At 42.1% G+C, this 26,968-nt stretch carries 14 protein-coding genes; 7 read left to right on the plus strand and 7 right to left on the minus strand.

What is annotated here, in order from left to right; genetic code table 11:
• Positions 1-308 precede the first annotated feature (308 nt).
• Positions 309-4,031: a DEAD/DEAH box helicase gene (locus MMU07_RS06015; RefSeq protein WP_241124940.1), complete on the plus strand. Its 3,723-nt coding sequence runs from the start codon at positions 309-311 to the stop codon at positions 4,029-4,031.
• A 114-nt stretch (positions 4,032-4,145) separates the two neighbouring features.
• Here the strand turns inward: MMU07_RS06015 and MMU07_RS06020 are convergent, their stop codons facing one another.
• The 3 genes from MMU07_RS06020 to MMU07_RS06030 form a co-directional block, all read right to left on the minus strand.
• Complete coding sequence (locus MMU07_RS06020; protein ID WP_241124941.1) at positions 4,146-5,267, minus strand: AAA family ATPase; 1,122 nt, start codon at positions 5,265-5,267, stop codon at positions 4,146-4,148.
• Positions 5,268-5,398: 131 nt separating this feature from the next.
• Positions 5,399-10,213: a RecQ family ATP-dependent DNA helicase gene (locus MMU07_RS06025; protein ID WP_241124942.1), complete on the minus strand. Its 4,815-nt coding sequence runs from the start codon at positions 10,211-10,213 to the stop codon at positions 5,399-5,401.
• A gap of 252 nt (positions 10,214-10,465) precedes the next feature.
• Complete coding sequence (locus MMU07_RS06030; RefSeq protein ID WP_241124943.1) at positions 10,466-11,476, minus strand: PDDEXK nuclease domain-containing protein; 1,011 nt, start codon at positions 11,474-11,476, stop codon at positions 10,466-10,468.
• A 195-nt stretch (positions 11,477-11,671) separates the two neighbouring features.
• Here MMU07_RS06030 and MMU07_RS06035 point away from each other — a divergent pair, with 195 nt between their 5' ends.
• On the plus strand, positions 11,672-12,676 hold the full coding sequence (locus MMU07_RS06035) for an SMP-30/gluconolactonase/LRE family protein (protein WP_241124944.1): 1,005 nt from the start codon (positions 11,672-11,674) through the stop codon (positions 12,674-12,676).
• Positions 12,677-14,375: 1,699 nt separating this feature from the next.
• Here the strand turns inward: MMU07_RS06035 and MMU07_RS06040 are convergent.
• From MMU07_RS06040 to mfd, 3 genes are all read right to left on the minus strand, one after another.
• The gene (locus tag MMU07_RS06040; RefSeq protein ID WP_241124945.1) at positions 14,376-16,790 is read right to left on the minus strand and encodes an alpha/beta hydrolase family protein; all 2,415 of its coding nucleotides are present in this window, start codon (positions 16,788-16,790) and stop codon (positions 14,376-14,378) included.
• A gap of 228 nt (positions 16,791-17,018) precedes the next feature.
• Positions 17,019-18,242, minus strand: a complete 1,224-nt coding sequence (gene gldJ / locus MMU07_RS06045) for a gliding motility lipoprotein GldJ (protein WP_241124946.1) — start codon at positions 18,240-18,242, stop codon at positions 17,019-17,021.
• A gap of 180 nt (positions 18,243-18,422) precedes the next feature.
• Positions 18,423-21,776 carry a transcription-repair coupling factor gene (gene mfd, locus MMU07_RS06050; protein ID WP_241124947.1) on the minus strand — a complete coding sequence of 1,118 codons (3,354 nt, stop codon included), beginning with the start codon at positions 21,774-21,776 and terminating at the stop codon, positions 18,423-18,425.
• Between the two features lie 140 nt (positions 21,777-21,916).
• On the opposite strand from mfd, the gene MMU07_RS06055 reads away from it, so the two are divergent.
• Genes MMU07_RS06055 through MMU07_RS06070 form a run of 4 tightly spaced genes read left to right on the plus strand, consistent with a single transcriptional unit; the run spans position 21,917 to position 24,982 of the window.
• Entirely contained in the window at positions 21,917-22,525 is a 609-nt protein-coding gene (locus MMU07_RS06055) for a cytochrome c oxidase subunit 3 (RefSeq protein ID WP_241124948.1), read from the plus strand.
• A gap of 44 nt (positions 22,526-22,569) precedes the next feature.
• A complete protein-coding gene (hflK, locus tag MMU07_RS06060) occupies positions 22,570-23,547 on the plus strand; it encodes an FtsH protease activity modulator HflK (RefSeq protein WP_241124949.1) in 978 nt (325 codons plus the stop codon).
• The gene (gene hflC, locus MMU07_RS06065; RefSeq protein ID WP_241124950.1) at positions 23,544-24,482 is read left to right on the plus strand and encodes a protease modulator HflC; all 939 of its coding nucleotides are present in this window, start codon (positions 23,544-23,546) and stop codon (positions 24,480-24,482) included. The genes hflK and hflC overlap by 4 nt, the downstream gene beginning before the upstream one ends.
• A gap of 56 nt (positions 24,483-24,538) precedes the next feature.
• Positions 24,539-24,982, plus strand: a complete 444-nt coding sequence (locus MMU07_RS06070; RefSeq protein ID WP_241124951.1) for an SRPBCC family protein — start codon at positions 24,539-24,541, stop codon at positions 24,980-24,982.
• Here the strand turns inward: MMU07_RS06070 and MMU07_RS06075 are convergent.
• Entirely contained in the window at positions 24,979-25,449 is a 471-nt protein-coding gene (locus MMU07_RS06075) for a Fur family transcriptional regulator (protein WP_241124952.1), read from the minus strand. The two genes, MMU07_RS06070 and MMU07_RS06075, sit on opposite strands and share 4 nt — an antisense overlap.
• 216 nt (positions 25,450-25,665) lie before the next feature.
• On the opposite strand from MMU07_RS06075, the gene MMU07_RS06080 reads away from it, so the two are divergent.
• Positions 25,666-26,916, plus strand: a complete 1,251-nt coding sequence (locus tag MMU07_RS06080; RefSeq protein ID WP_241124953.1) for an aspartyl protease family protein — start codon at positions 25,666-25,668, stop codon at positions 26,914-26,916.
• Positions 26,917-26,968 lie beyond the last annotated feature (52 nt).

Here is a 26,968-nt window from a genome sequence, read left to right on the forward strand (position 1 = left end):
AATCCGGTAAAACCGCTCTGAAGGGGCTGATTTTCAGGATGCTTTTGCATGTAATATACGCTTTCATCTCTTTGGCAAAGGCCCAAGACGGCTACTTTGGAATATAAATAAAATCCCTTTTGTCGTGATTTTCTAACCCAACTCAATTACGTCCGCACTGCGGTCGCAATTGAAAGACTTTGAATAATCCGACCAATCCGATCTAACTGTGTATAATAACTCCCGCCTTTTCCCTTATTCCAAAATATTTTCCCCTATTGTTTTTCCTTCCTTCCTGACATTTATATTTTTGACCAAACAATCGCATTATGCCCCTGACAAGAAAAGAATTATCCAATGCGAAAATTCACCTAGCCTACATGAAGGCTCCCAACAAGCAGCGGGGATATAAGCTTTTCAAAGAAGGTCATGTAAAATATTTGAATTTTGATAAGGAATCCAATACCTATAATTTTCAGGTTAAGGGTAATTTAGAACCATTTTACAAGGTATCTCTAAACCTGAGCGACTCTCCAGAATCAAGTCTTTTTGATGATGGAGAGGGAGATCCCTTTACCTGCAACTGTCTTCATTTTAAAGAAGAAGTGCAATGCAAGCATGTGGCTGCGTCATTCCAATTTATTTTGGACAATTCTAAAAAAGACTTAAACCAAATCATTACTGTTTCCGGTCCAAAACCCGTAGAGGTTTCGTTTCCTGTATTGATAAAATGTACGGAGGATGGGTTAAAAAATCTACACGAACTTATCCCTGTTGATCCCAAAATATACAATCCAGATACCCATTTGTCTGAAGTAGTTTTCATGGAAAATGGTCTAAGGTATATTTTGACGGGTTACTATTTGAATGGAACCATTGAGGTTACTTTCAATGACGGACAAGTCACCATCTATGGAAGTAACAAAAAACCCCATATTGTCAAGCAGGCTCTCAAATGGCTAAAGGACAGGTTTTCTAAGGAAATGACCAATGATGCTTTCATTATTACCCAAAAACAACGTGATGCAATTGTCTTCAAAAAACTGGAAGAAAAGGGTGTTTTAAATCAACTTAAAAAACCACTCGAGGCATTAGAATTTAGCTTGTTTAATAATGTTGTCATATTACGGTTTGGTGGGGAGTTAGAAGGCATGGTGAATATTGACAGTATGGCCGCTGAAGTAAACAAGAATTTATCCCCAATCATACCAAGCAGTGTATCCATCACCGAGGTTAGCCATGAGAATGAAATCGGCGCTTTCAATGCCGGGTTTGCATTGGCCTATTTTTATGACGAACCATTCTCAAGGATTCTTCCCATTATGGCCAAGGGTAGCAAAAAAGATCCTGCTGCCCTCAATAATAAATTTGTGTTGATTGAGGATCCCTATGACATGAGACTTGCCAAAACAGAAAACCTCGATAAGGCTTTGTATCAGATTTCGAAAATTGCAAAATCAGGGAAGAAAAATAGCAGCTTGGATGTATTCGAGTTATTCAGGGAATTTTTGGACTATGCAAAAGACTATCCGATTTATGTGTTTTTGGGAGATGGCTATGATGTCAATCATATCCGAAAATCACATTTTGACAAAGCATTGCAAATCCATGAGGCTTCGGCAAAAATCGTTTTGACCAAAACGGGCATAATCTTTCAGTTGGAGGTGCATATCACTTTTGGTGAATTTGAATTGAAGCTTTCAGAAGTAGAACCTCAGTTAGATATTACAAAAGCTTTTGGGGTATTTCAAGACACACATTTGTTATTATTTGAAAATAGGAAAGTCCTCGACCTGATGGATTTCCTCCTATCTTATCCCATTCTTAAATTCGTTGAAAGAGATTTTGAAACGTTCTTCCAAAAAATAATTCAGCCAATGGCAGGTTATATCGAAATTCAGGATGAAACAGGAACATTAAAACAGGCGGAAGTCGTCGGTCCTCTTCAACGTCAGCTTTATGTCTCTGAATTGAGTGGTTTGGTTATTTTCCGCCCTCAGGTCAAATATTCCGATACCGCATTTTCAAATCCATTGGAATCAAACAGCATTCTAGATGGTGCGACCAAAACCATATACCTTAGAGATGGAGAATTTGAAAGTCTGTATTTGGATTTCCTCAGGGAGCTACACCCCAACTTCAAAAACTCAGGGAACCAGGGATTTTTCCACCTGACACATGATACTTTTATGCAAGGGTTGTGGTTTTTCAAGGCATTTGAAAAATTAAAAACCGAACAGATCAGGGTCTTTGGCTTAGAAAACATCAAAATCAAAAGGTACAATCCCTTTCCTCCTGCGGTGTCGATGGAATTTGGTTCCTCTCAGGACTGGTTTGAGGTCAATGCTTCTGTTGCTTTTGGGGACCAAAAGGTCAAGCTGAAAGACATCAAAAAAGCCCTGGACCTCAATCAGGACTATGTCGAACTCGAAGACGGCAGCTTCGGCATCCTACCGGAAATCTGGTTGAAAAAATTCGGAAAACTGTTCCGATCAGGGGAGTCTGACAAAAACGGTTTTAAGGTCCCCAAGACCTTGTTTCAGGTATTGGATGGCTTTGAGGAAACAATGAATTTTCCTGAAATTTTGCAGGAAATTGAAGATAAGAAGGAAAAGCTGAAGGCCTTTACCCAAATCAAAAAAGCTGACATTCCAAAAAAACTCAAGGCCGAACTCAGAAATTACCAGCATACCGGACTCAATTGGCTCAATTTCCTTCAGGAATACCATTGGGGAGGAATATTGGCTGATGACATGGGATTGGGCAAGACCCTCCAAATGATAGCCTTGATCTGTAAAATAGCAGAGAGCAATAAAGCGGCAAAAATCCTGGTGGTCGCTCCAACGACACTGTTGTTCAATTGGAAAAATGAATTGGAAAAGTTTGCTCCTCATCTCGATTACTTTATCCATCATGGCAACAGGTCCGATTCTGTCGATGAACTCAACAAGCATCAGGTCTTATTGACAAGCTATGGCTTGGTCATCAATGACCTCGAACTCCTGCAGAAAATCAAATTTGAAGCCATCATCGCCGATGAATCTCAAGCCATCAAAAACACACAATCTTTAAGGTATAAATCCATCACAAAGCTCAACGGCAAAATCAAAATGGCCATGACCGGAACTCCGATAGAAAACAGTCTGGCCGAATTATTTGCCCAAATGAACTTCGTCAATCCCGGTTTTTTCCATTCCTTCAATAGCTTTAGGGAAAATTACCTCAAACCATTAAAGAACGGCGACAGGGAGATTTTGCTGGAATTGCAAAACAAGATCAGGCCATTTGTCCTCCGAAGGACCAAGGAAGAAGTACTGACAGAACTTCCCGACAAGACAGAAGAATACCTCTATTGTGTGATGAATCCCCTTCAGCGTAAAATCTACGATGCCTACCGCAATGAATACCGGGATTATCTTCTCAAGAAATTTGACGAAGATGGCGCTGAAAATTCCAAAATGTATGTACTCGAGGGACTGACCAAGTTGAGATTGGCCTGTGATGCCACCAACCTCGTCAGCCATACCGAGACAAAAAATGAATCGGTCAAAATCGACCTGCTGATAGAGCATATCCTCGAAAAAACCGGTGACCATAAAATATTGATCTTCAGTCAATTTGTTAAAATGCTTGGTCTTGTCCAATCAAAATTGGAAGAAAACCTGATAGATTATACCTATCTCGACGGCAGTACCACGCTTAAAAACAGGGAAAAGGAAGTTCAACAATTTCAAACAAATGAGCAAAAGCGGGTTTTCCTTATCAGTATGAAAGCGGGCGGCACAGGCCTCAATCTTACTGCTGCCGATTATGTGTACGTCTTGGATCCATGGTGGAACCCGGCTGTGGAAAATCAGGCCATCGATCGCTGCTACCGGATGGGACAGGAAAAACATGTCATCGCCTACCGGATGATCTGCAAAGATACCGTAGAAGAAAAAATCATGCTCCTGCAACAGGCCAAAAGCAAATTGGCCAAAGAGGTGATTTCAGAAGGCGACAGCTTTTTGGGGGCTTTGGACAAGGAAAGTATGTTGTCGTTGTTTGAGTGAGGAAGCCGATATCTTCCTTACTTACAATGCTGTACTATTTTGGGATTTCAAAAACCCCCTGTGTTTATGGGTATTGGCTGTAAACAGATGTAGGAAATAGACCTGGTCATTTCATTAACTCTGTCGGTCCATCCATCTTTGAAAAAGGACATCATACACCGCATGAAATTCCTTTCCATCACTTCTGTATTCTTTGTAAACCAATTCCTTTCCCTTCAAAGCTTCCAAAGACCTCAGCACTGTTGCCGGGCTTCCCAATAGGTTGCCTGATACAAATGCTTTGGAGGACGGTTCCATCACTTCTTTTTCTTTGGCGATGGCTTTAAGCAGCTTCCATTGCTGAAGGGTCAAAAGACTCCTGTAATGGAAAAAGAAAGGCTCCTGTTCTTGGAGAATTCTTGAAGCTTCCTGATGCCAAGTCGACTCGTCTATCTTTTTTTCTCCTGTAAGAAATACCCTGTTGCAGAGTAGCTGAACATAATACGTGTGGCACATGGTCCAATCTAACATTTGCCCGATAACCACAGCAGAAATATGTCTTCCCTCCTCCATAAACTTGGCCTCAATAAAATCGGAATATGTTTTTTGATCGATTTTCTCAATTTTCAAAGGGCTTGCACTTTTAAAAAAGGGCCTCCCAGGGTCACTAAACATGCTGCTGAGTATATGCTGCTGACTTCCCGCAAAAATAAACCTGACGTTGGGGAGTGACTGAATCAATCCTCTAAGCCATGCGTCTGTATTTTGTTCAGGGTAATTTCCGATTTGTTGAAATTCATCAACAGCGACTAGTATCGGAGCGTCTTGCTGCGCCAAAAACTCAAAAATATCCCTCACCTGTCTGGGAGAATCCTTTACATCGAGCCCAACTTGCGGAATTCCTGAAAGGGCATCAAAACTGAGCGTTGGCCTGAGCGATTTGATAAAATCCCAAACTTTTCTGCCTATGGGGCTCTTCTCGGGAATGGATTGCAAAAGTCCTGAGGCAAGGGAATTCAAAAAGTCCTTCTCGTTTTCAGTGTGTAAAACATCCAAATATATCCCATTCCATCCCTTGGGCAATTTACCCATCACATGGCGAATCAGGGCCGTTTTACCCAATCTCCTGATTCCGAGTAGAAGGCAGGATTCACCTCCTGACAACATCGATAGGATCTTTTCAGTCTCTTCTTCTCTATCGCAAAAATACTTTGGGCCATAATAGCCGGTGGTTGGAAATGGACTGATTGGATCCATGGTGGGAAACTTTATTGATTTACAAATTGTAAATTACAATTTGTAAATTACAATTTGTAAATAAGGTATAGATTTTTTGATACATCTTGAAAAATCATTATGTCTTTGTAACCCAAAGTCCCCAATCTAAATCAACCTTCAAGATTCTGCTTCCCCAATACAAGCTCCGGCAAAACGATCAATGCTTCCTTGTCCAACTCAGGGTCTTTCCAAAATACAATCCAATTGACGTAGACTTTCTGAAGGGTGTAACCTCTTGCTTCAAAAGATTCAAGGGTTTTTTTGAAAGCATTGGAAAAGCGGAGGACAGATTCTCCCTTGGAATTGAAGCATTGATGTCCATTGATTTCGAGCTTTTCCCCGGGACGAAGGGCCTGTATTTGCCGCTGTTTACCAAAAAAATAATTGAGCCAAACATCATTATGGCTAAGATGTAGGACCAATATATCCGGGTCAGCATAAGTATTCTCGTCTTGTTTATAATCTCCTTGAGCGATAGGAAAATTAGCCAGATAATTCCCTTGGTAATGGACGGACAAAAGGCTTTTGGCCCTGGTCATGCCCACGTACAGCAAGCGTTTTTCGGAGGCATCCCTCGGCTGTCCCTGTTGGTGGAGCAGAAAGACCTGGTCAAACTCCTTGCCCTTTGCTTTGTGGATAGTGGAAACGAGGATGTTTGTAGAAAAGGCGCTGTAAAAATCCTCCATTTTGGATTCGCCCACAAAAGATTGAAAATCACTGAAAAACCGTGTTTTAGGGTAGATACTTTCAAATTCAGAAAGCAAATGCAAGACCAGATCCAGTTTGCTGCTTTTGCCAAATCTTTCCTGCAACTGCATTTTGGCATTTTCCCAGACTTGGGGCAGGATTGAAAAGACTCCTTCCGGCAACCTGAGTTGTTGGATGAAATACCGGATCTCAAACAACTGCAATAAATTGAAGCCATCGTTACTTTGGATCAACCTGACGGGCAGGCGGTGATGCCGCAGCAAGCCGGCTACTTTGAGTGCTTCTTCATTTGTTTTGGTCAATACAGCCACGGTCCCTGAAAGGTCGGTTTTCGTGATCCTTTCTACCAAAGGTTGGATAAATTGATGTCCACTATGACCGGTAAGGAATAATTTACCTAGGCTAGCATCCTTGGCCATAATGGGTGTTTGCTTCATCCGGTTAGGAATGGTCTCCAGCCATTGATTGGCAAAATTCACAAGATTGGATTTGCTGCGGTAATTTTCCACCAATTCATATTTTACAGCATTTTTTTCAAGGATGAATTTTTCAAGGTATTCAGCGCTGGACCCACGGAAGCCGTAGATATTCTGGTCATCATCTCCTACGGCTATTACCCGCATTTCCTCATTTTGGGTCATCAGGGCTTCCACCAAAGCATATTCTTCCTTACTCATGTCCTGGGCCTCGTCGATGACAAGCACCAGCTTTGTGATTTCTTTTACCTCGGCTTTGTTTTCTCTGATAAGTGAAGTTGCCTGTGCAATGATGTCTCCGGATTTTTCTAAAGTGCCCATTTTTCCCAGCAGGTCAAAACTATAAGAATGAAAGGTCTTGATATCCAGGTAAAGTGCCGCATTGCCAATCAGGTCCATCAGCCGTTTTTTGAATTCCGTAGCGGCTACCCGCGAAAAGGTCAACATGAGCAACTGCTCTTGCTTGACATCCTCCATCAGCAGCAGGGCGGCCAATTTGTGGACCAAAATCCGGGTTTTGCCGCTTCCGGGGCCGGCGGCGACCACGATGTATTTTGATTCTCTGTCATTGATGATTTTCAACTGTGAAGGAGAAAGCTCACCAAAAAGCTTTTGGAATTTGGCTGGAGTGATGTTTTGACTGATCTCCTTTTGCCTGACTCCCTTGAAGTATTTGTTGAGAAAAACAGTATAATTCATCTGAAAATAATCCTCCACAAACTGTAGGGCTTCATGGTAATCGGAGATCATTTTTTTGGCATATTCACCCACGATGTGAATCTGCTGGATTTTGTTTTGATAAAACCTGTCCAATTTTTGATAATCCTCCTGCTTGTAGCGGGTCTTGTTGTCTTCGATTGTCCTTTCTATGTGGAGCCTATTGTACAATACCAAAAATCCGCCTTCGATTTTCAGGGCTTCTATTCGGGAAAGGTAAAAAAGCGCATCCTCTACTTCGGCTGTGGTACAGGTGCGGACAAAGAGTCCTGAAGTAGTTTCAAAACGATCTTTGAGTTCCTGAACAGAAAAATCAACCGGAGCTTCCCCCGAGAAAAGAGGCAGGTCAATCTCCGCAGATTCAGCATTGCTGAAAAGCTCTTGGATAATAAACTTAGATAATTCATGTCTTTTGCGGAATTGACTCTTCAGATCCTCTAATGGAAGGTTTAGCTTCAATTCCACATGGTTTTTGGATGTTTTGGAAATTCTTTTGCTGACCCAGTTCTTGATGCTCCAATAGTTGATAACTGCCCGTATCCTTATCGGATTGACACTTGTCAAACCTTCCGCCTCTGCGGCTTCATTCAAGGCTTTTAGGTTGTAGGTGGCTGTACTTTGGGAAATCTGGGGAAGGAGAAAATTTTCCAATAAACCGAAAGCATCCACGATATCAAGCGAGCGGTTGACATTTTCAGATTTCCGGACAAAAGCCTTCAGGTCCTTGGCATCTGCCAATATTTTTTCTTGCCTGAGCAATTGGATGATTTCGATGACGTCTTCTTTGACTATGCCGAGATGATCGGCGATGTAGTCGACCCTTGCCTCTGCTCCATCTTCTTGATTTTTTTGTCTGCTTTTGGAGGAAAACAGTTTTTTGATGATCCTGACGGCTTTTTCTTTTTGCTTAACATTAAAGTTTGGTGAAGATTCTATTTTTGAAATTGCCTCCTGTGCGGTTTTCGTTTGGATGCTACTCGCAAAAATCTTGGGCATGTTCTGTCCCCTTTTGAGGTAACCGGCATCCTCCAGTGCTGCTATGGCGGTGGTCACCCTTGTTTCGATATCACGGATAGAATCATCCCATCCTGCCTTTCGTGCGATTTCCAAAGCGGAATTGGATACCTGCTTGCGGTACCGTGTGAGTTCTTTGACGGCTTTCCAAATCTGTTGGATTTCTTTGAGGGTAAGTTTAGTCTGATTGAGAAGGATGAAATGTTTGCTCAAATCCTCCTCAGCGAAAAGCACAAAACAGTCGGCTTCAATATTCTCATCGCGACCGGCCCGACCGGCTTCCTGCACATAATTTTCCAGGGAGTCAGAGATTTCATAGTGAACCACCAGACCAACATCTTTTTTGTCCACTCCCATGCCGAATGCTGAGGTGGCGACCATGATATCCACTTCTCCTGCAATAAAAGCATTTTGATTAGCGGTTTTATCGGCTTTTTCCATTTTGCCATGGAAAGCCCTCGCATGATACCCATCTATCTTGAGTTTTTCTGCCAAGAGATCGGCTTTTCTTGTCCGCGATACATACATGATACTTGGACATTGTTTTGCCTCTAATAAATCCCGCAGCGCAACATACTTTTCATCTTCCCTGTTTTTTTCGACCACTTCAAAATTCAAGTTGGTACGGGCCACAGTCGAGCGGAATATTTCAAGATGGAGGGAAAGCTTATCTTTAAAATAGGTTCTGATGTCCTCAATGACTTTTTGTTTTGCAGTCGCCGTAAAACAGGAAACAGGAATGGGTTCCTGCAACCTTTTCTTATGCTCTAGGGCTTTGATAAAATCTGCTATATAGAGGTAATCTATCCTAAAATCTTGTCCCCAAGAGGAAAAACAGTGGGCTTCATCAATGACAAAACGGTTGATTTTCCTACCCAACAATAGCCGTTCTATTGATTTGGAACGCAGGGATTCAGGTGAAATATACAGTAGGGAAGCGGATCCGTCCTCTACACGCTCAAAGGATTTGGCTCTCTCTATGGGATCCAAAAGTCCGTTGATGGTGACAGCGGCGGTGATGCCTTGGTTTTCGAGGTTATCCACCTGATCTTTCATCAAAGACTGCAATGGGGAAATGACCACGGTGAGGGCCATTTCATTTCTTCCTGCCATCAGCGCCGGCAATTGGAAAGTAATAGATTTACCTCCTCCCGTAGGAAAGATCGCAAGCAAAGACTTGCCATCCACAGCGGCCTGTACAGCCTGTTCCTGCAAAGCTTCACCTCCGTAGGAACGGAACCTGCCAAATCCAAAAATTTCCTCCAAGCCTTTGTGGATGTTGTGTTTTTCAATACAAAAAGTACATCCCGGCAAACAGGGTCTTCCCCGAAGCAAGGTTAAGATACGGTCAGTCTTGGGAAATTGCTGCAGTACCCATGCGGGCGGAACACTGCTTTGGTCCCCGGCATGAATCAGAGAAAGCGCAAAGGCCAAGGGAATTCTATGATTCTCGAGCATTTTTTCCAAGTTTGCATTGGTACAAATTTGGCCTTCAAATTTTTCACGGATTTTTTGGGCAAGGTTTACAGAAAGTTTTTCGAAACCGATAAAATCGAAGAAACCTTTAAATTCGACTGTTTTATGAAGCAGAGAAAATAAAATTAGCTGGAATTCAAAATCCAAAGCAAGAAATGCACTGACTTCGTCAAAAAACAAGTCTTTGGCCTTGACCGCATCAAAGAGGGGATTATTGAGGCTGTCGGTCTGGAGTTTGTCGTCTTTGACTAGATGATGATAGGGGTGTTTTGGAAAAAGTAAAGGTGAAAGAAATAGGGTATCGATGAATTTCAGATCGTTTAAACCGGATTCTTGAAAGGCATTTAATAAGAAGTTAAGGTCATGATTCAAAAGGTTGTGACCGCAAAGAAACTTGGTGTTGCCTATGAAGGATATAAATTCTGCAATTCGGTTTGAATGAAAAGTACTGCCATTGTTATTAATTCCACCAAGATCAAGGATTTTATGGCTTTTGGGATCAATTTCAGTATCTAAGAAGAGGATATTATGCACAGATGGCAACGCTTGAATTAAATACAGTTTCAGTTAGAAAGATAGTAAATTAAATTCTCCCTGTTTTCCATTAATTGAGCTAAACCTATTGTACCAAGTACAAAAGGTAAATGTTGAAGTTCACAGTATAAACAATTAAAGAAACTCTAGAAAATAAGTATTAATCAATTCCGGCTCAAAAGCTCCTATTTGCCCTAAAATTAACTCTATGGAAAATAGCTAAACGGCTTCTTTTGAAAGCTTTGCATGGAATTATTCCATTACTTTTTGATCCATCCGGTCAATCTCTTTCTGAACTTCGGCGATGAGCTGCTGCTCTGTAGGAAGGTACAATTGGTATTTGCTGGCGACGATGGATTTGTTGGTTTCGGGTAGGGTGATTTTGACCACTGCATCATTTTTATCGGCGCAAAGCAAGATGCCGATTGTGGGATTTTCAAAGTCCTGTTTTTCGAAACGGTCATAGAAGTTAACATACATCTGCAACTGACCGATATCCTGATGGGTAAGTTTGGCGGTTTTTATTTCAAACAGTACGAAACATTGCAAGAGCCTATTGTAAAATACCAAGTCGATAGAAAATTCATCTCCTTCAATGTGAATGCGTTTCTGCCTTGCCACAAACGAAAAGCCATTGCCTATTTCCAACAGAAAATCCTGCAAATGGGTAATGATAGCGCCTTCTAAATCTTTTTCGTAATAGGCAGCTTCCCGTCTTAAACCCAAAAATTCCAACACCATCGGGTCTTTGATGATCTCTCTAGCATCGCTTGGTAGTTTTTCCTCTCTTGCCACGGCCAAGACAGCTTGTACATCATTGCTGAGTAGCAATCTTTCAAACAATTGGCTGTTGATCTGCCTTTCCAGTTGTCTTGCAGTCCAATTGTTTTTTGTTGCCTCCGCAATGTAGAATTCCCTTTTGTCGTGATTTTCAAAACTTATTAATGTCTTGTAATGTGTCCAGCTCAATTGTGTCCGCAGTGCGGACACAATTGGAAATGTGCGATAAAACTGACGGTACCAATTTAACTGACGATATGAAAAGCCAGTACCAAATTGGGGCTGTAATGTTTCAGACAATGATTTAATCAGAAAATTGCCATAGCCAGCTCTATCTTTTCCTTCTTGCTCCTCTTCAAAAATAACCTTCCCGATTTGCCAATACATCAGTACACGTTCGCTGTCCACTGAGCGAATGGCCCGTTCCCTTGCTGAGGCAATGATACTTTGAATTTGATGTATCAGTTCTTTTTTCAGTTCCATTATTCTATTTGGGTAGTGAAAAGGCTTCAGCAGCTTTTTCAGATTAGGTATGTAACGACTATTAAGATAATTAAAATAACTTCTTTCCCAAACTATTTTTCTTATTGATCCAAATCAAAATTTGAGGCTTTGATAGTCAGATTCCAAGGGAAAAATCCGAAATTGAAGTTTGTATATATATCCATCCCTAAGACCATGAAGGATTCCATCGTATTTTCGTTATTTCTCCTGATAGCCATTTCCTGTACCCAATCCAAAAACACCATGAAAGCAAACAGTTCGATAGAAATCCTGGATGACGCAGCATTGAGTCTGATAGACCCTGAGGCCATGTTGGAGGTGATCGCCGAGGGTTTTGAGTGGACGGAGGGACCCTTATGGCTTGAAAAAGAGCAGAAGCTATTATTTTCAGATATTCCAAACAACTCGATTTTTCAGATTGATGCAAAAGGTGAAACAAGCCTTTACCTCAAACCTTCAGGTTATACCGGTGATGCTGCCCGTGGCGGAGAAACAGGTTCCAATGCCTTGATCTTGGATCCTCAGGGGAATTTGGTGCTTTGCCAACATGGAGACCGAAGGATGGCAAAGATGAATGCGCCTTTGGATCAGCCCAAGGCAGATTTTGTAAGCATTGTGGATAACTATCAGGGCAAGCGGCTCAACAGCCCGAATGATGCGATTTATGACAACGCAGGAAATTTATACTTCACTGACCCACCTTATGGCTTGGAGTTCAATGTGGACGATCCGGCTAAGGAACTTGATTTTCAGGGAATCTTATGCCTGAAGACAGATGGAGAACTCCTGCTTGTGGATATGATTTCCCGTCCAAATGGCATCACCTTCAGCCCTGACCAAACAAAACTAATTGTGGCCAATTCTGATCCAAAACAGGCGGTTTGGTTTCAATATGACATTGTGTCCCCGGGTGTGGTGGAAAACAGGCAGTTGTTTTTTGACAGCACAGACTTGGTCGGAAAGGAAGGGCAGCAGGGACTTCCTGATGGGATGAAGATGCATAGTTCGGGGTATTTGTTTGCGACCGGACTGGGAGGAATTTGGGTATTCAATCCTAGCGGAAAGGTTGTGGCACGTATCTATACCGGGGAGGCCACGTCTAATTGTGCTTTTTCGACGGATGAAAGGACATTGTATATCACGGCGGATTACTATGTGTTGAAGATGGGGTTGAAGTGATTCTTTTCCCACAAAGACACTAAGGCACGGAGGAATTTATTTTCACGCAAAGACACAGGGACGTAAAAAAAGAGAGAAGAAAAAATTTCCCGCAAAGGCACAAAAGCACAAAGAAAAAGTAAAAGCCTTTAGAGAGACACCTTGCGTTCTTAGCGAAACCATTGTAATCATTGTGGTAAATAATCTCCCGCGAAGGCGCGAAGACACAAAGAAAAATACCAATAATAAATGAGATTCTTCACCTCCGCAAGCTCCGGTTCAGAATGACGTTTATAGAATACCATCTGTGAAAATCTGTGTGAATCTGTGGTAAGGAGTTTTTCCCGCAGATATCGCAGATTGACGCAGAAAAAAAGAGAATGCGTCCCGCGAAGGCGCGAAGACACAAAGAAAAATACCAATAATAAATGAGATTCTTCACCTCCGCAAGCTCCGGTTCAGAATGACGTTTATAGAATACCATCTGTGAAAATCTGTGTGAATCTGTGGTAAGGAGTTTTTCCCGCAGATATCGCAGATTGACGCAGAAAAAAAGAGAATGCGTCCCGCGAAGGCGCGAAGACACAAAGAAAAATACCAATAATAAATGAGATTCTTCACCTCCGCAAGCTCCGGTTCAGAATGACGTATTTAGAAAACCATCTGTGAAAATCTGTGTGCATCTGTGGTAAGGATGTTTTCCTGCAGATATCGCAGATTGACGCAGAAAAAAAGAGAATGTCTCCCGCGAAGGTGCGAAGACACAAAGAAAAAATTTTAACTCGGAGGACGCGGAGGGCACGGAGAAAAACAATAATGATGTGTCACACAAAGGCACAAAAACACAAAGAAAAAGTAAAAGCCTTTAGAGAGACACCTTGCGTTCTTAGCGAAACCATTGTGATCATTGCGGTAAATAATCTCCCGCGAAGGCGCAAAGAAAAATACCATTAAAATATGAGATTCTTCACCTCCGCAAGCTCCGGTTCAGAATGACGTTTATAGAATACCATCTGTGAAAATCTGTGTGCATCTGTGGTAAGGAGTTTTTCCTGCTGATATCGAAGATTGACGCAGAAAAAAAGAGAATGTCTCCCGCGAAGGTGCGAAGACACAAAGAAAAAATTTTAACTCGGAGGACGCGGAGGGCACGGAGAAAAACAATAATGATGTGTCACACAAAGGCACAAAAACACAAAGAAAAAGTAAAAGCCTTTAGAGAGACACCTTGCGTTCTTAGCGAAACCATTGTGATCATTGCGGTAAATAATCTCCCGCGAAGGCGCAAAGAAAAATACCATTAAAATATGAGATTCTTCACCTCCGCAAGCTCCGGTTCAGAATGACGTTTATAGAATACCATCTGTGAAAATCTGTGTGCATCTGTGGTAAGGAGTTTTTCCTGCTGATATCGAAGATTGACGCAGAAAAAAAGAGAATGTCTCCCAAGAAGGCGCGAAGACGCAAAGAAAAATACCAATAATAAATGAGATTCTTCACCTCCGCAAGCTCCGGTTCAGAATGACGTTTATAGAATACCATCTGTGAAAATCTGTGTCAATCTGTGGTAAAGATGAATTCACAGAGATAAAAAAAGCCTCCTTTCGGAGGCTGATTTTCGTTTCTTGCTTCTCGTTTCTCGCTTGTTGGCTCTTGCCTCTCGTCTCTTGCTTCATTTAGGAAGGAAACCTTCGAGGTCAAAAAGAGACCTCAAAGGTGGTTATTTGACATACTTTTCGAGCCAAGTGTTCATTTCCCAAAGGGTATGCAAAACAGATTCTTTGCCCGCATAGCCATGGCTTTCATGTGGAAGTAGTACCAACCTAGTCGTCGCACCGTGACCTTTGAGCGCATTGTAATACCGTTCGGACTGGATTGGGAAAGTACCGGAATTGTTGTCCGCTTCTCCGTGGATTAAGAGAATCGGAGTTTTTACCTTATCCGCATTCATAAATGGCGACATCACATTGTACACATCGGGCGCTTCCCAATAGCTGCGTTGCTCATATTGGAATCCAAAAGGAGTCAATGTCCTGTTATATGCTCCGCTTCGTGCGATACCTGCTGCAAATAAGTTGGAGTGGGAAAGTAAGTTGGCCGTCATGAAAGCCCCATAAGAATGCCCTCCTACGGCGATTTTTTCGCGGTCTCCGATTCCCTGACCTACGATGTAATCTATCGCCGCTTCCGCATTGGCCACAAGCTGCACCACAAAAGTATCATTTGGTTCATCGTCCCCTTCCCCGACAATCGGCATTTCTGTTTGGTCCATAATGGCATATCCCTGCGTCACCCAATAGATCGGCGAACCCCAAGACAATCGGGTAAACTGGTATTTTGAACCACGTACCTGCGCAGCGGTGGCTGCAGATTTGTATTCCCTTGGATATGCCCACATCAGTACCGGCAATCTACCGTCTTTGGCAGGGTCGTAGCCTTCAGGGGTATAGACCACGGCAGACAAGTTGAGTCCGTCGTTTCTTTTGTAGGTGACGAGCTGCTTATTGATGCCCTTGATGGATTCATAAGGATGGGCAAAGTCGGTAATCTGCATCGGAGCGATGCGCTTCTTTGTATTCACCAACCAATAATTGGGTTGGATATCGGTGCTTTCCTTGATGGTGATAAATTCTGTGGCGTCAGCATTCAGGACTTTGGCTACTCTTTCATAATAAGGGGCTTGGCTCCTCCAAAGGATTTTTTCTGCTTTGGTTTTGACATTGAATGCCGACAGGTAAGGCATGCTGCCTTCAGGACTTCCCCCTTCGGAGGTCATAAATACATCGTCTCCTTTTCTCAGAATCACATTTCTTCCAAAGGCATTGGTCGTCAAAACAGGGTTTCCGGGATCGTTGTAGATATCATCCGAATTGCGCTCGATGATAACAGCGCCTTTTTCACCCGGCTTGGAAGGATTGATGACAGATACCCTTTCTTGTCTCGTGGCAAACCATCTTTCGTTCAAAAGGGCAAAATTGTCATCTGACCATGAAATACCTCCAAATCTGTATCCAATGGCGGCCAACTTGGTCGGTGTGGCGGTAAAGGGAGCTTCCAAAGTATAGATGATTTCCCTTTCTTCCATTTTGACTTTCGGATCACCGCCGTCCTGTGCCTCGGTCCAATAAAGTGAGGCGCCTTTGTCCGCTCTCCAACTGATGGATCTTGGTCCGGTAACTGTGGCGTCAAAGCCTGTTGGCCTGACTTCATCCAAAGGAATTTGGGCCAGGGTTTTGACTTTATTTCCTTTGCTGTCCCAAATCTCTACATCATAGGGAAAACGGGAAGCAGGAACGAGGTAAGAAAAGGGTTTTTTGATAACCTCTACCAAGATAAAACTCCCATCGGGAGAAAGGTCCACGGAAGAAATCAATCCTGCAGCACCGACTGCTTGTTTGCTTCCGCTTAGGTCCACGAACATCAACTGCGAATCCATGAAGTAAGCAAACAAAGCTTCATCATAAGAATTGGTCAAAAGATCCTGATACGTTCGGGATGGTGCGGCATTGCCGGAAGTCTCCTGAACAATCGGTCCGGCAGGGGCAAGAGGTGCTTTGGGCATAGTTCCTCGGCTTGGATTGACGGCCTTGAGGAGAATTTTATTATCCGGCGTCCAGGTGATGGCATTTCCATAGGCACCGTTGACAATTTCATCTGTGAGTTTTTTTGCTTCCATAGTAGTCAAATCCACTACCCAAAGGCTGATGCCGGTGTTGGAGGTGTGGGTCATGGCCACAAATTTCTCATCCTTGGAAAGGGAGAAATTACCCAACTTTGGATTGGCAGGAAGGCCTTTGATATCTTGTTCCACGCCGGTCCGGGTATTTTTTAACTTTACATTTTCCACAAATCCTCCACGGCTTGGGCCATTGGTGGCGGGATTGATACGGATGCCTGCGATTCTCAGTTCGGATTGTGCAAGTTCTTCGATGGATGGATTTCCGGCCCGTTCGAGGAGCAACATAAATTCTCCCGACCTGCTAAAGCTCGCCTGAGGAGTAATCGGTGCATTGACCAAGTCCGCTATGGCTTTGGGTGGAGTCTGATAAGTAAGTGCATTCTGTGCTTGGGAGGAAATGACCTCTCCAAAACCACAGAGGGTCAAAACCAGGATAAATCGGTATATTCTTTTCATAGTATCAAAGTAGATTTTGGTTTGAAAATACTGCAAATCATTATATCAAAAACAGCTTTTGGGCTTATTGGTTTGAAATTGGGGTGAATGGGGGAAATGAATTAAGCTTTTTGATTTACGAATTACGAAATAAGTCTTTGTAATAAAATAGATATATTGGAAAAAAAGGACATAAAAAAAGGTGTCTTTGTGGACACCTCTTTTGTTTTTTGAAACATAAACTATAAATTATTTTCCATCTGCACCTATCGAAATCATGGCGCATCTAAATCCAATATGGTTGGTAGCAGAGTCCTGATGGATAAATCTTCTGGTACCAGGTGCAAGCCAATAAGCCATGTCTCTCCAAGAACCTCCTTTATAAACTCTGTAATTGTCGTCGATCAAAGTAGTACTGTATGTATCAGATTCGTCGAAGATACCGTCTTTTCTCAAAGGGTTAAGGTCATCAAAATCCTGATAAGAAAGCGGTCTGTAGACATCCTGAACCCACTCATTGACATTTCCTGCCATGTTGTACAATCCAAAATCATTTGGTGGGAAATCATACACGTTGGTTGGAATGATTTCTCCGTCGTTGGTTCGGCTACCTGCAATACCTGCATAGTCACCTCTTCCACGCTTGAAGTTGGCTAGGAAGTCACCTTGCTTGCCTTGTCTTTTGACATTGTATGGGTTTCTGACACCCCTACCATCCCAAGGATAGATTCTACCAAATTCCTGATTTTCGTCCATATACTGAACACCGATCATGGCTTTGGCTGCATATTCCCATTCTGCCTCACTTGGCAACCTGTACTCTGCAAAAGCCACTCCTCTTTCAATCAGTTGATTTTTTGTCAATGAGCTATCCAATTCATTTCTTTCTCTCACCAAGTTGGATACAAATTCTGTCCTCCACTTGGCATACGTAGTGGCCTGAACCCAAGATACACCTGCTACAGGGTAGAAGTTGAAACCAGGAAATCGGAAATAGTAGGTATCATAAACGTCATTATAGGACAAAACACCACCCCAAACACCTTCAGCAGGTTCCAATTTTTTGATGGAGTCCGCAGACACTTTCTTTTTCATATTAAAAAGAAACTCTCTGTAATCGTTATTGGAGATTTCTGTTTCGTCCATAAAGAAGGAAGCGATGGTCACGGTCCTTTCGGCGTTATCCCTGAAAGCCATTACATCCTGCTCTTGAGAACCCAAAACAGCCCGACCGCCTTGGATAAATTTCAAGTTGGGACCTATTTCTTGCTTTGCAAGTCTAGTGACGACAAAATTAGAACTGTCATTGGCATCGAAACTATATTCCGCACCTGTGGTGGGACTGACTTTTCCTGGCTTGGCAGCCGTTCTTCTACCGTATCCCGGTGTTTTGTTACAAGATGATAGCAGCGCTCCTGCCACAAGCAACGCTGAAGCCAAAATTAAACCTGCTTTATTTTTCGCAAAAACCATAATTTTTAACTGTTTTTAACCCTCAAATAGAACGCTAATATATAATCAATAATATCTTTATCACAATAATTTTTTTGACAAGTGCCTGATAGTAAAATAGGTTTTATGCAAGATTGTTAGAAATAATGCAAATTATTTTTCAGGAAAAGCAAAAATCATCTTGTTAAAAATTTTCAAAATTTATGCATTTTTCAACTCTTCAAGCCATTTTTTTGCTTTTTCAATACTTTTTACCTCACTTATGATCAGTATAAGCCTGTTTTTCGCCTCTCTAATCTTGCAGTGTTTTCCATGCTTTTGGATGTAAGCAAGGATCTTACCAAATATATCTGACTTAAAATACTTTTCTCTTTCGGAGGGAAGGAAGTAGCATTTCATAATCTCTGCTTTGAGTACGAGTTTTTCAAATCCCAAGTTTTCGGCAATCCACCTTAAGCGGACTGTTTCAAACAAATCTTCCACCGTAGAAGGAACCGGCCCAAACCTGTCCCTGACGGAATGGATAAATGTCTGTAATTCCTCCTCCTTTTTGATATTATCAAGCTTGGCATAAAGGCTTAGCCTTTCGGAAATATTGCTGACATAGGATTCCGGAATCAACAATTCCAAATCCGTCTCTATGACACAATCCTGCACCAAGACCTCGACCTTTTCCTTCAGGTCAACTTCAAAAAGGTAGGCAAATTCATTTTCCTTTAATTCCTGTACCGCCTCATCGAGGATTTTGTGGTACATCTCAAATCCCAAATCGGTAATGAAGCCGCTTTGTTCGGCGCCAAGGAGGTTACCTGCACCACGGATATCGAGGTCCCGCATCGCGACTTTGAAGCCGTCACCCAAATCTGAGAATTCCTCTAAAGTCTGCAATCTCTTCCTAGCTTCGGCTGTCAATCCTGAAGTCGGTGTTGTCAACAGGTAACAAAACGCTTTTTTATTGCTCCTTCCAACACGACCGCGCATCTGATGCAAGTCACTCAAGCCAAACATGTGGGCACGGTTGATGATGATGGTGTTGGCATTGGGGATATCCAATCCTGATTCGATGATGTTGGTCGATACGAGCACATCATATTCACCCTCAATAAATTTCACCATGATGTCCTCGAGCTTTTTGCCGTCCATTTGACCGTGTGCAGCAGCTACCCGCGCATCCGGCACTAACCTCAAAATCAGGTTGGCGATGGAATCAATCTCTCCGACACGGTTGTGGACAAAAAATACCTGCCCCCCTCTTTTCAGTTCAAATGCAATGGCATCGCGGATAACTTCTTCCCTGAAAGTATGGATTTCGGTGGTGACGGGCTGTCTGTTTGGTGGTGGCGTGGCGATGACGGACAAATCCCTCGCACCCATCAAGGAGAAGTGGAGCGTCCTTGGAATCGGTGTGGCCGTTAGGGTCAACACATCGACGTTGACTTTCATTTCCTTGAGTTGGTCCTTGACTTTGACACCAAATTTTTGCTCCTCATCTATGACTAACAGTCCAAGATTCTTGAATTTGATGTCTTTGTTTACAATCCTGTGTGTGCCGATCAGGATATCTATTTCACCCGTGGCCACTTGGGCAATGATGTCCTTGATCTCTTTGGCTGACCTGAATCGGTTGATATATTCTACTTTTACAGGAAAATTGGCCAACCTTTCCTTGAAAGTGTGGAAATGCTGCATGGCCAAAATGGTGGTAGGAACGAGCACGGCTACCTGCTTTCTGTCGTTCAAGGCTTTGAATGCTGCACGGATGGCAACTTCTGTTTTGCCAAAACCCACATCGCCACAGACGAGTCTGTCCATCGGATAGGGTTTTTCCATATCGGATTTGACATCGATGGTCGCCGATGCCTGATCCGGGGTATCTTCAAATACGAAGGAGCTTTCGAGTTCGACCTGCATGACCGAATCGGGAGAAAACCGGAAACCGTTGGCCCCTTTCCTTTTGGCATATAGGGCTATCAAATCCTTTGCGATGTCTTTGACTTTACCTTTGACTTTACGCTTTTTGTTTTCCCATTCCGGACTGCCTAGTTTGGACATGGCGGGCATAGTTCCTTCCTGACCCGAATATTTGGAGATCTTGTGGAGCGAATGGATATTGACAAACAGTAGGTCGTCATCCCTGAAAACCAAACGGACTGCCTCCTGTGCTTTGCCGTGGACATCGACTTTTTCTAATCCCGCAAACCTCCCGACCCCATAATCTATGTGAACAATAAAATCCCCGGGATGCAAAGTCCTCAATTCTCTTAGGGTAAGGGCTTTGGATTTACTGGATTTTGCTTTTGTCTTGTATCTATGGAATCTTTCAAAAATCTGATGGTCCGTGTAGCAGGCAATGGAAAGGGATCTGTCGACAAATCCCTCCCTCAGCCCTATTTTCAAATATTGAACCTTAAGGGTGGGGTCGAGCTCATGAAAGATATTCTCCAATCTCTGGATCTGCTTGTCACTTTCGGAACAGACAATGTTGAGCATTCCGGTTTTTTCATTTTCAACAAAATTCTGGACCAAGAGGTCAAAGTTCTTGTTGAAGGACGGCTGAGGTTGGGAGTCAAACTTGGCGGTAGCAGCGCTTTTAAGGTGAAACTTGTTTCCAAATTCTACTTTCCCAAAACGGGATAAATTTTGGACAAATACCATTTCCCCATCAAACAAGTCCTCGGGCTTCAAAAGCAGCTTCTGGTTTGAGCTGCGACTTACAATCTGTTCAAATTGATTTTTGGCTTTTTGGAAATTATCCTCGATGATATCGAGGGTATACCTGTAATCCTTAAACCAAAGCAAGGCCCCTTGAGGTAAAAATTCCAGAAAAGACTGTCTCTGTTCCTGCAGCAACTTGGTCTGCACATTAGGAATCAGGCTGATGTGGTCAATGTTATCTAGGGAAAGCTGAGTTTCGGGATCAAAGGTCCTGATGCTTTCTATTTCCTTACCAAAGAGCTCAAGGCGATAGGGAAGGTCGTGGGCGTAAGAAAACACATCCAAGATACCTCCACGGATGGCAAACTGACCGGGCTCAAACACAAAGTCAGTTTTCTCAAAATCATAGGTACTGAGAAGTTCTGAAATAAATGCAAGGTCCACCTTTTCGCCAACGGCAGCTTTGAAAGTGTTTTCTGTCAAAGATCTTTTATTGATGACTTTCTCGTATAATGCCTCTGCGTAGGTGACGATGACGGGATTTTTTTGCTCCTGAGTTAGGAGTTTATTCAGGATTTCCGCCCTTTGCAGGACATTGGCATTTTCGACCTCATCAAATTGGTAGGGTCTTTTGTAACTGGAAGGAAAAAAGAAAATCTCTCCTTCTCCCAAAAGCTCCTGCAGGTCATTATTGATATATGCAGCTTCTTCCTTGTCGTGTGCAATGATGAGGTGACAGCCACCCAAAGATCTGAATAGGACTGAAAAAACCAGACTGTCCAAACTTCCTGACAGGCCTTTGACCTGATGGTTGCCGGATTTGTCTTGGAGAATGTTTTGGGCAATGGTCTGTACAAAAGGATCCTTTTCGTAAAGAGAAACAAATGCGCTTTTTTCCAATTGTGTGGTTTTGACTAATGAAGGACAAATGTAGGAAATTGATTTAAAAACCTGTTCCTTCCCCGATTTATGAAATTGTAATCTAATTGGCTGAACCTATGGCCAATTAAAATGTTTACTGAAATATAACTTAGATACACATGGAAAAAACAAAGGAAAGCTGGCTACAAAGGGTAGAAAAAATGCATCCCTATCAAACCATGATGTATTTGGGAATGTTTGGCAGTGGTTTGATTTTCCTTTTTTTGACAGTGGCATTCTTAGCTTCAGGTACAGGATATTTTGAGCAGTACGATCACAAGATTCCGAAAGCATTTATTCTGAGCACCTTTGTTATTCTTTACAGCGGCTACACTGTTTCCAAACTGTTGGGTTATTTCACTGAAGAAAACCTCGAAAAACTCAAATCAACCCTGATTTTGACATCGATTTTGGGTCTGGTGTTTACCATCTTGCAGTTTTTTGGATGGCGGGAACTGACAATGATGGGTGTGGATTTCAGGGGTTTGCCAAGCGGGAGTTTTCTTTATATTCTGAGCGGAATTCATATTTTCCACCTTTTGGGGGTGATGGTTTTTTCGATAATCATGCTAGTCCAGTACATCCAAAATGGCAAAAGTGAGATACAACAAATCTTGATGATGACCAATCCATTTGAAAAGATGCGGATCAGACTTTTTACCACGTATTGGCATTTCATGGATTTGATCTGGCTGGTACTCTTCTTGGTATTTGTACTAATTTTCTAAAAATTTGTGGTATTTTCGGCTAAATCGACATTAAAGAACGCAGCATGAATGAAAACAAATACGAAATAAATATAGATCCGGACTGGATTAAAAAATACGCCGGCAAGGTAATCGGTGGGTTTTTATTGGTTGTTGCCATTTTTACCAGCACCAAAACGGTCGGACCTGAAGAGGAAGGTGTTGTGGTACTGTTGGGACAATATAACAGAACTGTGCAGCCTGGCTTGAATTTCATTCTTCCATATGGCCTAGAAAGTATGTATAAAATCCCTGTTCAAAGGCAACTCAAGCAGGAGTTTGGATTCAGGACTATCAAGGCAGACCAAAGGTCGGAATATACAAAGGGCAATTTTGGAGAGGAAAGCATGATGCTAACAGGTGACCTCAACCTTACCGATGTGGAATGGGTCGTGCAATACAGGATAGTGGATTCCTATAATTACCTGTTTAAAGTAAGAAATGCAGAAAAGACCCTTGGCGACATGTCCGAGGCAGCGATGAGAAAAATCGTCGGTGACCGAACTGTCAATGAAGTTTTGACTGTAGGCAGACAGGAAGTCGCCACAAGTGTAGAAGTATTGCTTCAGGAAATGTGTAACGAGTACGAAAACGGAATCCGAATTGACCAAGTGGTCCTTCAGGATGTCAATCCGCCTGAGACTGTAAAGCCATCGTTCAATGCAGTCAATGAAGCACAACAGGAAAGAGAAACACTTACTAACCAAGCCGAAGCTGAATATAACAGGGTAGTTCCCCGTGCCAAAGGTGAAGCCGAGGAAACCATTCAGCTTGCCGAAGCCTATGCGCTAAACCGGGTCAACCGCGCCAAAGGTGAGGCAGACAGGTTCAATAGCCTTTTTGATGCTTATGTGAAGGCTCCCGAGGTGACCAAGCAGCGGATCTACCTGGAAACAATGGAAAAAGTCCTGCCAAAAATCGGCAACAAAATAATAGTAGATGACAAGGGAAACAATATTCTTCCTCTTCTAAATATAGACAAAGCTAAAAAAATCAACCCATGAGAAGCAAACAGACACTCATTCTGGTATTTTTGGCGATCCTCCTTTATACCATTTACAGCAGTATTTTCATCTTGGACGAAACCAAGCAGGCGATCGTCACGCTATTTGGTAAGCCTGTCGGTGAACCACGGACAGAAGCTGGCCTGAATTTTAAAATCCCTTATTTCCACAAAGTGCAGTATTTTGACAAGCGCTACCTGGAATGGGATGGTTCTCGGAATCAGGTTCCTACCAAAGACAAGAAATTTATTTTTGTGGATACCTATGCCCGTTGGCAAATCACAAATCCCCTTCAGTTTTTTATAAGGCTGAGAGACGAGCGCTCTGCCCAATCGAGACTTGATGATATCCTTGATGGCGAGACCCGAAATGCAGTGGCAAGCCATGACCTGTTGGATTTGGTAAGGTCCTCAAACAGAGATCCTGAAATCACGGAGGAATTTATGGAGCAGATAGAAATTTTGGAGGACATCAGTGTGGGACGTGCACAAATTGAAAAGATAGTACTCGAGAAAGCGAACGAAAGAACTGCAGACCTTGGTGTACGGGTATTGGACTTCAGGTTCAAAAGAATGAATTATGTGGATGAGGTAAGGGACCGGGTATATGACAGGATGATCAGTGAAAGAAATCGAATCGCCGATCAATTTCGGTCAGAAGGTCAGGGTGAAGCAAGGAAAATCGAGGGAAACAAGGAAAAAGACCTTGCGGAAATTCAGTCCGAGGCTTTCAAAAAAGCAGAGGAAATAAAAGGAAGGGCAGATGCCGAGGCTACCAAGATCTATGCAGCCGCATACAACAGAAGCCGCCAATCGGTAGATTTCTATAAGTTTATCAGATCCATGGAGAGTTTTGAAAAATCCCTAGATGAAAATACCACCATCATCCTATCTTCAGATTCTGAGTTTTTCAGGTACCTGAAAAAAGTCGACTAAAGAATTTATGAGGAAAGGGTAAAACAAATAGATCCTTTTCGGGCTTAGGTCTATACATGAAAATCAATATTGAAACTACCGTTGAACAGGATTTCCTTCAGGTCAAAGAAGGCTTCAATGAAAGCTTGTTTACCAAACTCAGCCCTCCTTTTCCTCCTGTCAGGCTGCTGCGGTTTGATGGATCGGAAAAAGGAGACCTAGTTACATTAGAACTGGATTTCTTATTGTTCAAGCAAAAATGGACAAGTTTGATCACCGAGGACCATACTGATGGGAAAGAATTTTTCTTTGTCGATCAGGGCATTGATTTGCCATTTTTTTTAAGAGAGTGGAAACATAAACACAGGATAATAAAAAACGGATTAGGATCTATCATCAGAGATGAAATAACCTTTAAGGCAAAACCGGGCTTTTTGGGAATATTTCTTTATCCTGCGATGTACCTGCAGTTTTTATACAGGAAACCTATCTACAAAAAGTATTTCAGAACCAAGAATTAAGCCAAAGAGAGGTTGTCACAATTTTCAATCTGACAATCTCCATACAATACCAAAGAATGGCTGGTAATGGCTGATTGAAATTCTTTGCCCATAGCATCTTTGATGGAATTGATTCTTTCATCAGAAAATTCTCTGATTTTGCGGCATTGATTGCAGACGTGATGGTCGTGGTGCTTGTATGTCAGGGCCTGTTCATAAAGTGCGACTTTGTCTTTGAACTGATGCTTCACTGCTAGTCCACATTCTACCAAAAGATCCAGCGTATTATAAATAGTCGCACGGCTGATTGTATAGCCTTTGTTTCTCATCAAAAGAAAAAGACCTTCTACGTCAATATGTTCGTCTTGGGGCAAAGCATAAAGCTCATCCAAAACAGAATATCTTTCAGGAGTTTTTCTGCTTCCCTGTCTCAACAGGAAGTTTTCAAAAATTTTCTTTGCTTTTTCTACAACTGATAATTCTGCCATAATGAATTGTACCAAAAAATAAAGATGGGGTATTTTTTAGATTTTATCAATAATACAAACCCTTCATTGATTTACCAAGGGTTAATTTGATATCAATCCGGTTAAAATTTGAAAAAAGTAGGTTCCCTCAAAAAATAAGAAATAAACAAAACATAAATGAAATGTATTTATGCTTATATTAAACAACATATAGACCCAAGAAAACGATAAAATACTGTGCGCCCCTTATTTCTCATTATTCTGTTTTTTTCCTGCAACGTAACTACGGCTTTTGCGCAGGTACCGGGATTCTATATGAGAGAAAAATCGAAAAAGATAGAATTGCCCATTATTGTATCCAATAACCTTGTTGTAATACCCCTTTCCATCAATAGCGGTCCTCCTGTAAATTTTCTTTTGGATACCGGAGTCAAGACCAATATCCTATTCAGTAAAACCTTTGGAAATTATATTGGGCTTACCTATACTCGAAAGCTTGATCTTGTCGGTGCTGATGGGCAAACTATTTTGACAGCCTCGGTTTCGCCAAATAATTATGTCGATATGGGTCCTTTGGAGGGGATTTTCCAAACTATACTCGTCTTAGATGAAGATTTTATGGAGCTCGAACAGGTAATTGGCATACCTGTTTATGGTGTAATCGGGTATGAATTTTTCAAATACAATCCTGTCAAGATCGATTATGATAAGCAAAAAATCACCTTCTATGCAGGAGAGATGATAAAAAGGAAACCCCTGGGCTACAAGAAAGTTGATATCAAACTTGACAACAGCAAACCATATATCTTGGCAAAAGTGAAGCAAGAGGCAAACTCAGAACTGGAAAGCAAGCTATTGATAGATATTGGGGCCAACCATGGATTGTTGTTAAACAGGGAAACGAGTGACAAAATAATTTTGCCGAAAGAAAACATAGAAAGTGATTTGGGGAGGTCTCTCGGGGGTGATTTGTTTGGTTTTGTTGGCCGTACTTTTCTTTTGAATATCAATGGGATGAAATTTAAGGATGTGATCACCTCATTTCCTGAAGAAACTGAATTCAGCTATGTCATCCGCGAAAGTGGAAGGCAGGGAAGTATTGGTTCGGAGATTTTGGGGAGGATGACAGTGATCATGGACTACAATAGGGAAAAGATGTATTTCAAAAGAGGAGATACATTTGCCATACCTTTTGAATTTGACATGAGTGGCATTACCCCTAGACTTGAATCTTCTGATGAGAAGGTGATTTTTGTGACCCAAGTCAGGGAAGGTTCTCCCGCCTATGAGTCCGGCATCAGGATGAAGGATGAGTTCCGGAGTATCAATAACATCCCCATTGATTTTTGGGAGCTTCCGGATCTGATCAAATTATTTAGATCGGAAGAAGGCAAGGAAATAAAAATCACCATGAAGCGGTATTTAGACGATAACCCTGCAAATTTTGAGTTAAAAGAGTTTAAATTTAAACTCAAAAGACAGATTTAGGAAGTATCTTTCGCATTCTTCATATAGATTCATTTTTACAGTTGTTTGTGAA

Origin of the sequence: Cognataquiflexum nitidum (genome assembly GCF_022538055.1) — a bacterium.
GTDB lineage: Bacteria > Bacteroidota > Bacteroidia > Cytophagales > Cyclobacteriaceae > Cognataquiflexum > Cognataquiflexum nitidum.